The sequence below is a fragment of the Microcystis sp. M165S2 genome (genome assembly GCF_020245885.1).
In the GTDB taxonomy this organism is placed as follows: Bacteria; Cyanobacteriota; Cyanobacteriia; order Cyanobacteriales; family Microcystaceae; genus Microcystis.
Genome location: NZ_JADBTZ010000406.1, coordinates 1 through 12615, shown reverse-complemented (window position 1 = coordinate 12615; position 12615 = coordinate 1). Strand labels below are relative to the sequence as shown.

At 41.7% G+C, this 12615-nt stretch carries 12 protein-coding genes and 1 pseudogene; 8 read left to right on the top strand and 5 right to left on the bottom strand.

What is annotated here, in order from left to right; genetic code table 11:
* Nucleotides 1-349: 349 nt before the first annotated feature.
* The 4 genes from IM479_RS20215 (at nucleotide 350) to IM479_RS20200 (ending at nucleotide 4039) form a co-directional block, all read left to right on the top strand.
* Nucleotides 350-1138, top strand: a complete 789-nt coding sequence (locus tag IM479_RS20215; RefSeq protein WP_287686154.1) for an ABC transporter permease — start codon at nucleotides 350-352, stop codon at nucleotides 1136-1138.
* A gap of 257 nt (nucleotides 1139-1395) precedes the next feature.
* Nucleotides 1396-1980 carry a pseudouridine synthase gene (locus IM479_RS20210; RefSeq protein WP_287686153.1) on the top strand — a complete coding sequence of 195 codons (585 nt, stop codon included), beginning with the start codon at nucleotides 1396-1398 and terminating at the stop codon, nucleotides 1978-1980.
* Nucleotides 1981-2084: 104 nt separating this feature from the next.
* Nucleotides 2085-3473 (top strand): AAA family ATPase, encoded by a 1389-nt coding sequence (locus IM479_RS20205; protein ID WP_287686152.1) that lies wholly within the window; start codon nucleotides 2085-2087, stop codon nucleotides 3471-3473.
* A complete protein-coding gene (locus IM479_RS20200) occupies nucleotides 3473-4039 on the top strand; it encodes a hypothetical protein (RefSeq protein WP_287686151.1) in 567 nt (188 codons plus the stop codon). Before IM479_RS20205 ends, IM479_RS20200 begins: the two co-directional genes overlap by 1 nt.
* A gap of 74 nt (nucleotides 4040-4113) precedes the next feature.
* On the opposite strand, the gene IM479_RS20195 is transcribed toward IM479_RS20200, so the two are convergent.
* Entirely contained in the window at nucleotides 4114-4542 is a 429-nt protein-coding gene (locus IM479_RS20195) for a Tery_1686 family protein (RefSeq protein WP_002743840.1), read from the bottom strand.
* 197 nt (nucleotides 4543-4739) lie between these two features.
* On the opposite strand from IM479_RS20195, the gene IM479_RS20190 reads away from it, so the two are divergent.
* Nucleotides 4740-6041 carry a hypothetical protein gene (locus IM479_RS20190; RefSeq protein ID WP_287686150.1) on the top strand — a complete coding sequence of 434 codons (1302 nt, stop codon included), beginning with the start codon at nucleotides 4740-4742 and terminating at the stop codon, nucleotides 6039-6041.
* Between the two features lie 370 nt (nucleotides 6042-6411).
* Here IM479_RS20190 and IM479_RS20185 read toward each other — a convergent pair whose 3' ends face one another.
* A complete protein-coding gene (locus IM479_RS20185; RefSeq protein ID WP_286825302.1) occupies nucleotides 6412-7938 on the bottom strand; it encodes a YifB family Mg chelatase-like AAA ATPase in 1527 nt (508 codons plus the stop codon).
* A 180-nt stretch (nucleotides 7939-8118) separates the two neighbouring features.
* On the opposite strand from IM479_RS20185, the gene IM479_RS20180 reads away from it, so the two are divergent.
* Together IM479_RS20180 and IM479_RS20175 are read left to right on the top strand one after the other, a co-directional pair.
* Entirely contained in the window at nucleotides 8119-8460 is a 342-nt protein-coding gene (locus tag IM479_RS20180) for a histidine triad nucleotide-binding protein (RefSeq protein WP_287686149.1), read from the top strand.
* A gap of 94 nt (nucleotides 8461-8554) precedes the next feature.
* On the top strand, nucleotides 8555-9091 hold the full coding sequence (locus IM479_RS20175; protein WP_287686148.1) for a retropepsin-like aspartic protease family protein: 537 nt from the start codon (nucleotides 8555-8557) through the stop codon (nucleotides 9089-9091).
* A 31-nt stretch (nucleotides 9092-9122) separates the two neighbouring features.
* Here IM479_RS20175 and hppD read toward each other — a convergent pair whose 3' ends face one another.
* Complete coding sequence (hppD, locus tag IM479_RS20170; protein ID WP_287686147.1) at nucleotides 9123-10208, bottom strand: 4-hydroxyphenylpyruvate dioxygenase; 1086 nt, start codon at nucleotides 10206-10208, stop codon at nucleotides 9123-9125.
* Between the two features lie 198 nt (nucleotides 10209-10406).
* Nucleotides 10407-11111 (bottom strand): SDR family oxidoreductase, encoded by a 705-nt coding sequence (locus IM479_RS20165; RefSeq protein WP_286825298.1) that lies wholly within the window; start codon nucleotides 11109-11111, stop codon nucleotides 10407-10409.
* Between the two features lie 131 nt (nucleotides 11112-11242).
* Here IM479_RS20165 and sat point away from each other — a divergent pair, with 131 nt between their 5' ends.
* Nucleotides 11243-12412, top strand: a complete 1170-nt coding sequence (sat, locus tag IM479_RS20160; RefSeq protein ID WP_287079802.1) for a sulfate adenylyltransferase — start codon at nucleotides 11243-11245, stop codon at nucleotides 12410-12412.
* A gap of 39 nt (nucleotides 12413-12451) precedes the next feature.
* Here the strand turns inward: sat and IM479_RS20155 are convergent.
* Nucleotides 12452-12615, bottom strand: a pseudogene (locus IM479_RS20155) (RNA-guided endonuclease TnpB family protein); the annotation flags it as partial.

Genomic DNA, 12615 nt, shown 5'->3' with positions numbered 1-12615 from the left:
TACTGTCTTACACAAAGTCCACAGACTTTCGCGACCTTTCAGAAGCCCGATTCCGTGTGTCCCACGGTACGGTTCTGACTAAACGCTTCTTGTACTTGTTGCGCGCGACTTTTTACCCGGACAAGCTTTTCTGAACGGAACTCCCTAAGCCGAGTTTTCAAGGTGCTGTCCGCCCACTTGGTTTTCGAGACGGTCTTTTTAATTCTAACGTAAAGCCAACCTAGAACGGCGGGGTTTCCCACCCAAAATTTTCGATGATCATTTTTCTAGTCCCAAAAGCTCGCTCTTGAAAAAGGGGACAATTGTTAAATATTATTAAAATAATATTTACTAATTAACCAAAATACCAGTGAAACTAGCTCAAGCTCAGACGATATTAACAGACACTTTAACCGTATTTTGGGGAGAATGGCTAGATTTACGCGCTAGAGTCCTTCAGATCGCAGCCACAGGTTTAGTTTCTCCCCTAATCTATATTATTGGTTTCGGGTTGGGGTTGGGAAGCGCCCTCGATCGCTCGATGAAACCCTCGATCGGCGATTCTTATCTAGAATTTATCTTACCCGGAATGGTGGCCCTGTCCTCAATGGCGATCAGTTTCGGGGGAACCACCTTTTCGATCTGTGGCGATCGCTTATTTAGTAAAACCTTCGAGGAATTATTATTACTTCCCGTCCATCCCCTCTCATTATTTTTAGGCAAAGTTTTCGCGGGAATTTTGCGGGGTGTCATGACTTCTGCAGCAGTGATTCTCGTTGCTATCTTGTTGACAGGAAAATTTGCCAGTTTTCTCAATCCCCTCTTTTTATTAGTTTTAATCTTAAATTGTGCCGTCTTTGCCAGTTTAGGGGCAATTGTCGGATTGCGAGTTACATCCCTCGAAAGTGTCGGTCTGTATAATAACTTTATAATCGTGCCGATGTCTTTTTTAGGAGCAACTTTTTTCGATCCACAAACCTTACCCTGGCCATTAAAAATTATTGTTTATTCCTTGCCCCTCACCTATGCTAGTCTGGGATTAAGAGCCGCAGCCTACGATATCAATCAATTTCCTTGGTTCGCTATCCCCATTTTATTAATCGTCGCTATTCTTCTCTCGATCATCGGTGCTTATCAATTCTCCCATCAAAGGGATTAAATCAGTGATCAATGATCAGTAATCAGTAATCAGTGAGCAGTAATCAGTAATCAGTGAGCAGTAATCAGTAATCAGTAATCAGTAATCAGTGATCAGTGATCAGTAATCAGTGATCACTGATCAGTTATCAGTAATCAGTAATCAGATTTTAGTTTTCGGTGAACAGTATTAAGTGGCAAGTTCCGAGCTTTCTTTTCACTGTTTACTGTAATCCTGACTCCTATCTCCTGACTCCTATCTCCTGACTACTTTTTACTTTGAATAAATATATCCTTTTTTATAAACCCTACGAGGTATTATGTCAGTTTACTGATGAAAATGGGCGTTCGACTCTAAAAGATTATATTCCTATCCCCAATATCTATTCAGTCGGTCGTTTAGATAGGGACAGCGAGGGATTATTATTACTCACAGATAACGGTCAATTACAGCATCGTTTGGGTCATCGTCAATTTGCTCATCCGCGTACCTATTGGGTACAAGTCGAAAGAATTCCTGACCTAAACGCTTTAGAAAAATTGCGTCAAGGTCTTCCTATTCAGGATTATCGCACTCGACCAGCCATAGTTAATTTACTAGATTTTGAACCAGATTTACCCCCCAGAGAGCCACCGATTCGTTATCGAAAATCTGTCCCCACCGCTTGGTTAGAAATTACCTTAACTGAGGGGAGAAATCGTCAGGTAAGACGGATGACTGCTGCCGTTGGTTATCCCACTTTAAGATTAATTAGAACAGCCATTACTATTGACAAAAACAATAAATTATGCTTAACAGGATTACAACCCGGTCAATGGCGAGAAGTGACTGAAAAAGAGAGAAAAACCTTAGAAAGGTTATAATTTTTGTAAGTAACCTTGATAACCAAAATTGAATGTATAGTTTGGGACTTGCTCAGATGATCCACAATTATCTATAATTGTGAATATTAAACCGAAAGACAAATATGAAAGTTAAAATTAAAAATCTTGGCATTTTAAAACAAGCAGAATTCAGTTTAGGCGACCTCACAATTATCTGTGGTCGTAATAATACAGGTAAAACTTATGCTACCTATGCTTTATTCGGTTTTTTAGACACTTGGCGAAGACTATTAACGGGGCCAAGATTTGGCCTCAAAGAAAAAATTGAGCAACTACTTTCTGATGGTGTAATTAGTCTCGATCTACAGGAGTATGTTCAACAGTGTGAAAGTATTCTTACTACAGGTTGTCAAAGATATGTTCGACAAATACCTGAAGTTTTTGCGGTCAACGAGGAGAGGTTTAAAAATGTTGATTTTCAGATAGAATTAAATTTTGACAATATTCAATTTGAAAATGGGTATGAAAGGACAATTAGCACAGCTAAATGGGAAACTATCTCGATTAGCAAACCTGAAAATAACCCCTATTTATCCATTACATTGCTAAGAGAAAAATCTAATATAAATCTGTTAGTTAATGTTCTTGAAGAGATCATTGACAACAGTATCAAAGATATAATTTTCTCTCAGTTTTTTCCCAGTCCATTTATTGCCAGTGCAGAAAGGACAGGAGCGGCAATTTTTCGCAAAGAGTTAAATTTTGCTCGTAATCGTTTACTGGAAGAAATTAGCAAAAATAGCAATTTTAATCCTAGAGAACTGTTATTTAATGTTTCTCAGGATTATGCGCTCCCGGTCAAAGAAAATGTAGATTTTACTAGACAAATAGAAACAATTGTCAAAAAAACTAGCTTTATCGCCGAAAATTATCCCAGTATTTTAGAAGATTTTGCCGATATTATTGGTGGTCAATATATGATTACTAGCAATGGTGAACTTTATTACATTCCTAAAGGAAAAAAACTTAGACTATCGATGGATGAAAGTTCTAGTGCTGTACGTTCTCTTTTAGACATTGGCTTTTATTTAAGACACGAAGCTCGCATCGGAGATTTGTTGATAGTAGATGAACCTGAATTAAATCTCCATCCAGAAAATCAACGCCGTATCGCTAAACTTTTCGCTCGACTGATCAACATTGGTATTAAAGTTTTTATCACTACTCACAGTGATTATATTATCAAAGAAATCAACACATTAATTATGCTCAACCAGGAAAAACCACACCTGAAACAAATTGCAGCGGAAGAAGGCTATAGACAAGAGGAATTATTATCGGCCGATCAAGTTAAAGTCTATATTGCTGAACAAGCTTTAGAGATGTTAAAAGGAAAAAAAAGAAAGACAAAATCACACACTTTAAACCCCGCTAAAATTGATCCAGAAATGGGTATCGAAGCGCGCAGTTTTGATACTACTATCGAAAATATGAATCGCATTCAAGCGGCTATTATTTGGGGTGAGGAGTAATGTCTGATATTGCTATGCTCAAAGAAATGATTAAGGATTGTGCGATAATAGATTTGGAATATCAAAAAAAATACAAACGAGATAGCTATTTACTGAAACTGACAGAAACTCAAGATAACTATTCGTTTGTGGTTAATGGAATGCCGAAACCCGATGAGGTTATTGTGATCAATCTAGATGAGTTTTTTGATGTCCGCAAAATTTTTACTGGTAGTAAAGGTGAGTGTAAGCGTGCAGATTTTATAATTATCGCTAATACCACTTCTGAAAAAGTTATCCTTTGTCTGGAAATGAAGAAAGGCAAAAAGTCTAATACATGGATAACTAAACAATTAAAAGGAGCCAAATGCTTTGTCTCCTATTGTCGTGAAATCGGACGCTTATTTTGGAATCAACCCGATTTTCTTCGGGACTATCAATATCGCTTTGTTAGTATTAAAAATATCAGTATTTCTAAAACAACCACCAGCAGCCGTAAATTTTCTCAAAAAAGTGAGATTCATGATCAACCAGAAAAAATGTTAAAAATTTCCGCTAAAGCCAAGCACTTTCAAGAATTAATTTAGTCCTATAGCTTGACATTATGAACGATTTAATCTCGATCGAATAACGATCTTTTGCCGAGAGTGCCGAAAGATCGTTATCGATGCTCATTTTTAAAAACTTCAAACACCTGCCGACTGAAATATTTTAACTTATCAGCCACTTTGGGAGAGGGTTGATAATTGCCGACTAATTGCCAATTTTCCACCGTAGATAGTCGCCAAGCGGTTCCTTGATGGTTAAAAGCCTGCATTTCTAAGCCAATCAAACGCTGATGCTGATCCTCGCTATCGAGATGAAAACGAATTTGTACCAGAATACTGCGCCCTTGAATTCTGGGACTCCAACCGGGAAAATGGAAAGCGATATCGATCGAGTCGGGATCTGTTAACTCCCTTGTGTGGGGATCATTGCGCCAAGGTTTCAGATCTGCCTTTGCATCGGGGAATTGTTGTTTAAACAGGTTGACGAGTGTGGCGATCTTCGCCGTTAATTCTAATCCTTTTGCCTGTTCCGACGCATTCATGTTCACCTCTGATAATTGCTTATAAAGTAACTATTTATACAGTTTAGCCCTGCTTTTTGCGACTATTGCACCAATTATAACGATATTTTCTCGATCGAGTCCAAAATGCCGCACCTGTCAATCAAGATAGCGCAGCCAAAAAGACAAAATCAAAACTAAACTAGAAAATAGGATAATCGACAGGAACAGTATTTTCTATGAATCCCCAAGAGTCTCTATTACAATCGATCGAAAAATTAGGCTATCGGGTTACGGTGGGTGATGTGGCGGCAAAATCGGGTTTAGAGATTAACGCTGCACAACAGGGATTATTAGCTTTAGCTGCGGAAGCGGGGGGACATTTACAGGTAGCAGATACGGGGGAGATTATCTATCTTTTTCCCGAAAATTTTCGCTCAATTCTTCTGAATAAATATTGGCAATTAAAGTTAAAAGCTTTCGGTAGTAAAATCTGGCAAGTAGTTTTTTATGTTATTCGCATTTCCTTTGGCATTGTTTTAATTATTTCGATTTTAATCCTCTTGCTGGCTATTCTGGTCATCCTGATAGGCTTAATGTTCAAAGATAGTGACTCGGATAACAATTCGGGAGATAGCAAAATTAATATTAACTTCTTTCCCACGGACTTTTTCTGGATTTTTTATCCCGATTTTGGTAATAACTACTACGAAAGAAGAGATAGGGAAGTTAAGGCAGAAAAACCCGCTAGTAAGATGAATTTTCTGGAGTCAGTTTTTTCTTTTCTTTTTGGCGATGGCGATCCTAATTTTAATTTAGAGGAGAGACGCTGGCAAACTATCGGTCAAGTAATTCAAAATAATCGTGGCTCGATTATTGCTCCACAAATTGCTCCCTATCTCGATAGTATTACCGCTAGTCATGAGGAGACAGAAGACTATATACTCCCAGTTTTAACTCGCTTTAATGGCTTGCCGCAAGTGTCCGATCGAGGGGATATTATCTATTATTTTCCCGATCTACAGGTGACAACCAAAGAGAGAAAAGTACAAGCAGTATCGCCCTATCTAAGGGAAAAACGTTGGAAGTTTAGCGAAGCGGATAGTGGTCAAATTATCTTAGCTTTAGGTTTAGGGGGGGTTAACTTTATCCTCGCTTTAGTTTTAGGATTTTTGCTCAACAGTGATAGTGTCGATTTGAGCGGTTCTCTGGGGTCGATAGTCACAGGGATCTACGGTTTTCTCCTCAGTTATGCCGCTGCTTTTTTGGGGATTCCCCTCGGTCGTTATTTCTTTTTGCAGTGGAGAAATGAGCGGGTTAATCAACGCAATCAACAGCGAGAAAAAAGAGCAGATTTATTAGCCCAAAATAATCCTGAATTAGAGCTAAAACTTGCCTACTCTCGTCAATTCGCTGACCAAAAAGTGATTACAGATGCTGATATTAGTTATTCTACCGATCAAGACTATCTCGAACAAGAGATCGAGCGTTCCGATAAAATCGATCGAGAATGGCAAAAACGCTTAGAATCGCCCGATTAATCCCTAAAATCCCCACCAGTAAGTTTACTAAAAAGAGGGCGAAGGCAATTCGCCCCGACCAGAAAAAATGCTCTTTAAGTAAGTAGTTATAATTCAATTGAAGATAGATTCTGCCCGGTGCATCTCACATTTGCAGAAATACCCACAATCAGCAATTATCAGGGACTCTTAAATGATGACAAATGTGTCAGCAGCTGCCTGTAAGCATCCCACCGAAAAACTAATGCGCTCCGGGGTTTGGGGGCGGCGCCACGACCCCAACGGGGGGTTTGGGGGGTAGAACCCCCCAAAGGCTTGGATTGAGTGATAAAATCGGAAGTAATGCCAAATGTTAGCCGAGAGTTTCTGACAATTTTTAACACCTACCTACTTAACTTAAACGATCGAGAGTGCGATACTGAATTGCTTCGGCAACGTGGGAACTTTTCAGCATTTCACTATCTCCTAAATCGGCAATGGTGCGGGCAACTTTGAGAATGCGATCCATTGCTCGGGCCGATAAACCCAATTTTCGGATTGCCCCTTCTAAAATATGGCGACTGCTATGATCAAGAGCGCAAAAACCCCGCAAATGCTCGGAATTCATCTCCGCATTAGAGCGAATCCCCGTATTCTGAAAGCGATCGCTGGCCTTTTGTCTGGCCCTTTCTACCCGTTGCCGCACTTGCTCAGAAGCTTCTCCCCGACTCTCTTGGGTCATTTCTTCCGGTTTCAGGCGATTTACCGTCACTTGTAGGTCAATACGGTCTAAAAGCGGTCCCGATAATTTCGCCCAATACTGTTCCCGTTGTCGCGGTGAACAGCTGCAGGGTTGCACCGAATCGCCGTAATAACCACAGGGACAGGGATTAGTACTGGCCACTAGGGTAAAACGCGCCGGAAAAGCGACGGAAAGACGAGTGCGAGAAATGCTCACATAACCATCCTCTAGGGGTTGTCGGAGATATTCCAAGACACTGCGCTTAAATTCCGTTAATTCGTCCAAAAATAAAATACCACGGTGGGAAAGAGAGATTTCTCCCGGTCGGGGATAAGTGCCACCTCCCACCAGCGCTGCCCCGGAAGCGGAGTGATGGGGACTGCGAAAAGGACGCTCGCGCACCAGGGAACCTCGATCTTTCAGTAATCCGGCGACGGAATGAATCTGGGAGACTTCTAGGGATTCGGCAAAGGTTAACTGCGGCAGAATTCCGGGTAAACGTCGCGCTAACATGGTTTTACCGCTGCCCGGCGGCCCGACAAAAATTAGGTTATGACCCCCAGCTGCGGCAATTTCCAGGGCCCGACGGCCAATTGCTTGGCCTTTGACATCCTTGAGATCGGGGAGATTTACCTGCGATCGCCCAAATTCCTCGGCAGCGTTAAAAGTCATCGGTGAATAGCGATCGGGTTCATTTAAGAAATTTACCACTTCCGATAGATGACGAAACCCATACACTTGTAAGCCTTTAACCACGGCCGCTTCTTTGGCATTATCGGCGGGAACCACTAAACCCTTGATCCCCATTTTTTCGGCGGCGGCAGCAATGGGTAAAACCCCCGCCACGGGACGCAAACTACCATCGAGGGATAATTCGCCTAAAAAGAGAAAATCCCCCAATAAACCGGCTTCTACCTGTTCGGAAGCCCCTAAAATGCCGATACTAATCGGTAAATCATAAATTGGCCCCTCTTTGCGGATATCGGCGGGACTTAAATTGATGACAATTTTGCGGATGGGAAAGGCAAATCCAGCATTTTTTAGGGAAGCTTTTACCCTTTCTTTCGACTCCTGCACTGCGGTATCGGGTAAACCCACCACGGCAATTCCGGGTAATCCCCCCGATACATCCACCTCTACCCCGATTTTAATGGCATCGATGCCGATAATTGCCGCACTCCAAACCCTTGCTAACATTTTGGCTCAAGTAAAAATAAAGTGAGTTCTTAGGAAAATGAAACAGGATGTTAGGCTAGTTTTCCGCATAAAAATGATTTTATCTGGGAATTTACCCTGAAAATAACCGTATTTATCGGGATAACCTCACCAGAAAAGCTGAGAGCTTAATGGTATAGTTGAAAAAAAAGTAATTTGTCTATGAGCGAGACTATTTTTAGCAAAATTATCCGTAAAGAAATTCCTGCCTCGATCATCTATGAAGATGATCTGGTCCTCGCTTTTCGAGATGTTAATCCCCAAGCACCCACCCATATCCTCATTATCCCCAAAAAACCGATTCCGAAACTAGAGGAAGCCAGCGACAGCGATCAAGAGCTATTGGGACATTTGTTACTAACTGTTAAAAAGGTGGCCGCCGAAGCTAAATTAAGTCAAGGTTATCGAGTGGTGATTAATAATGGGGAACAGGGAGGTCAAACCGTCGATCATCTTCATGTCCATCTCTTAGGCGATCGCCCAATGGCCTGGCCTCCGGGTTAAACTCCCGTTGTTTTCCCGCATTTTTGCGGAATTCTAGAGCTAGAAGCCTTCTTTTCCGAGTCTGTCTTCTCGATTTAGTTACCTTTTGCTCCTGATGAATAAGTCTATTTCTGCGATCGCATTGGCCAGCACCCTGCTGCTATTTCCCTTCACCCCTACGACTCTCGCTCAATCGGAATGCTTTCTCCAAAGAGCAGATGGACAACACATAGATCTTAGCCGTCTCTGTGGCGGTTCATCTAGAAATAGGAAAAATTCCCCGCAAGTTTATCAGCTACCGATTCAACGCCGGGTTAGCGGCATTCCCACGGTGATGGTGGTTTTTAATAACCGTCACTATTATGAAATGCTTTTTGATACGGGAGCTAGTGGCATCGTCCTTACCGATGCCATGGCGAAAGCGATGAAAGTCAAACGGGAAAGGGAAGTACTTGTTCATACCGCTGGCGGTGTCGTTAAGGTTTATCTTGGTCGCATTAATTCTGTTAAAGTTGGCGAGGTGGTTTTATCTAATCAGATTGTTGGTATTTCTCCCCAAATGGAAGGGTTAGGACTCTTGGGACAAGCCTTTTTTGGTTCCTATGATGTCACGATCAAAAAAGATGTGATCGAATTACGTTATCGTTCATAGTCTGACGGGAAAAATGATCGCTTTTCTGACTCTAATCTAAAGTTTCTCTCTCTATTTGTTCCCGTTCGATCGCTTCAAATAAGGCCCGGAAGTTGCCTTCTCCAAAACCTCTAGCGGCATGACGGCGCTCGATTAATTCAAAAAAGAAAGTCGGCTGGGAAAAAATTGGTTTAGTAAAAATTTGCAGTAAAGTCGGCTTTTCTGGGAGGGAATGACTATTTTGTTCAAAATCGATGAGAATTTCCTGTTTTTTAATTTCTGACCATTCCCAATCAGCAATATTAAAATCTTTTTTTTGATAGTTAATTTGTTGATAATAACTATTGGGAACTGACAAAAAATCTACTTTTCTTTCTTTTAATTGTTGAGTTAATTTTAAAATATTTGCTGTTTTTAAAGCAATGTGTTGAATGCCAGATTTTTGATTAATATCTAAAAATTCTTGAATTTGAGAACTGTTACTATCTGGCTCATTAATCGGTAATTTTAATTCAGTTTTGGGGTGAACAAGTACCTGAGAATAAAGACCAGAACGCTCCGTTTTAATAGTAAAAGTTTGCCTTTTTTTAAAGCCTAAATTTTTCTCATACCAATTGGCTGTTAACTCTAAATTCCCCTGAAAAACATTTAAAACTAAATGATCAATTGCCAGAATATCCTGATTATATTGTTCCTTACTATCATACTCAATTAGATTAGGATCGGCTAAAATTGGCGTGATTCCCTGTCTTTCAATTAACGTATGTTTGAGATTAGCAATGCTAGAGATTTGACAGCTTTTTATCTTACCCCTAGCCAAAACAGTTTCCTCAATAAAAATGTCCTGTTTAATTCTCCTAGCTAAACTATCTAAATCCTCCACTTGAAAAGCTACATCCGCCACCCCTTCAGGATATTTACTTAAAAATTCCGCCACGGGACTAAGGGAATTTAAGGGAGAAGATAAGATAAAAATAATCTGTTTAGTTTTATCTTTTTGGATGCCATTGCCAACTATTTCCGTGTGCGTGTGGAGATTAACTAAACTTGCGATCGTCTGAAAATCCATCACCCGCACAAACCAATCTCGCCATTTTTTGGCCGATTCTACATAAAAATGAATATGATCAATAAACATAGATAAAGTCAAAAAAGTGGTTGAGTGTTAGGAGGTGGGGAGTAGGGAATGGGGAATGGGGGAGTGGGGAGTGGGAATTATGAATTATGAAGTGAGGAATGGGGAAGTGGAGTAGTGGGGTATTGGGGGAATTTCAACTAAAACCCCAACACCCTAAAACCCTAAAACCATAAAACCCTATCTCCTGACTCCTGAGGACTAAAAAAAGAGATGACTATCGGGTTGAATATTAATTTCCATGGGGACGGCTTGGGGTTCAGCATTCATGGCAAAATAGATAGCATCGGCGGCGGTTTGAGCGGTTAACATTTTAGTGCGATCAACTTTTAAGCTCACCTGATCCCAAAAAGGAGTATCCACACCACCAAAATAGAATAAAGTCATTTTAATACCATAGCGTTTTAACTCATCGGCCAAACATTTACTAAAACCGACCACCCCGTACTTAGAAGCACAATAAGCGGCAGCCATAGCCATAGAATGCTTACCTAAAATTCCCACCACATTACAGATATGACCGTACTTATTTTCCTTCATCACATTAGCCGCAGCCTGACAGGTATAAAAACTCCCCTTCAGATTGAGGTCGAGCATTTTATCTAAATCTTCCGGCGTAATTTTATTGTATTGTTTCATCACCCCGGCCCCAGCCGCATTAACCAACACATCCAACCGGCCGTAATGGGAGACAATTTTTTCCATCAAAGTTTCTACCTGAGTCGGATTGGTGATATCCGTCGGCACAATTAAAGAGGGACAACCCAACTCACTAGCTAAATTAGATAAATTATCGGCATTTCTGGCCACTAATACGAGTTTATGACCATTAACAGCTAGTTTACGGGCTAAAGTGGCACCGATACCCCCCGTAGCACCGACAATCAGGACAACTTTTTCGCTCATAATTATTTATAATTCTTGACAAATCTTATTGTAGGCCTTTCGCCCCAGAAAAGCATCGACAGTCACGCCCCTTTGATTAAGCTTTAGCCAACTTCTGATAGGATAAACCGTGACAATGTAAAGAAATTTTTATGACTGTACTGACCGAAGGAATCGCGCCCCACGGTGGGCAATTAATTAATCGTATTGCTACCGCTGCCGAAAAAGCAGAATTTCTGGCCCTAGCTGAAAAACTACCGCGAGTTTCCTTAGATGAACGAGCGCTCTCGGATTTAGTTATGATTGCTATTGGTGGTTTCAGTCCCCTCAAAGGCTTTATGGAACAGGACGACTACGAAAAAGTCGTCGATGATATGCGTCTAATCAATGGTTTACCCTGGGCAATTCCCGTGACTCTTTCCGTTAGCGAAGAAGTGGCGGATCCCCTCAAAGAAGGCAACTGGATTCGTTTAGATGACAGCGCAGGCAACTTTGTCGGAGTCCTAGAGCTAACCCAAAAATACCGTTACAATAAGGCCCACGAAGCAGTTAACGTCTATCGTACCGACGACCAGAAACATCCCGGGGTAAAAGTCCTCTACGAACAGGGAGAAATTAACCTCGCAGGTCCAATATGGTTGCTTCAGCGCGATCCTCATCCTCAGTTTCCCAAATATCAGATCGATCCTCTGCAATCGCGGAAAATGTTCCACGAAAAAGCTTGGAAAACGATTGTCGGTTTCCAAACCCGTAATCCCATCCACCGGGCCCACGAATACATTCAAAAATGCGCCCTAGAAGTGGTAGATGGTTTATTCTTGCATCCTCTTGTCGGCGCTACCAAAAGCGATGATGTGCCGGCCGATGTGCGGATGCGTTGCTATGAGATCATGATGGATAAATACTTTCCCCAAGATCGCGTTATTCTGGCTATCAACCCCTCAGCTATGCGTTACGCCGGCCCCCGGGAAGCAATTTTCCACGCTATTATCCGTAAAAACTACGGTTGTACCCATTTTATCGTCGGTCGTGACCATGCCGGAGTCGGAGACTACTACGGAACCTACGATGCTCAGTATATCTTTGATGAGTTCGAGCCGGGGGAATTGGGAATCGTGCCGATGAAGTTTGAACACGCTTTCTACTGTACCCGCACTTCGGGAATGGCAACCACTAAAACTAGCCCCAGTTTACCGGAAGAAAGAATACACCTTTCGGGAACGAAAGTCCGGGAACTGCTGCGCAAAGGAGAATTACCACCTCCGGAATTCTCCCGTCCAGAAGTGGCTGCCGAATTAATCCGCGCCATGCGAGAGTCTTGACATCCTCACCGCCGTAAAACGGACGGTGATTCCCAAACCTCACGATTTAGGTTTCTGCTTCTTTCCCTTGCGGGGTTTCGCACCGGCCTTAACAGATTTACTCTGTTCTGGTCTTATGGTCGCTCTACAGACTGACACCGCAAGTCCTGCGGCCAAAATGTTTTTACTGGCGTTAATATCTCGGTCATGGTGTGTCCCACAGT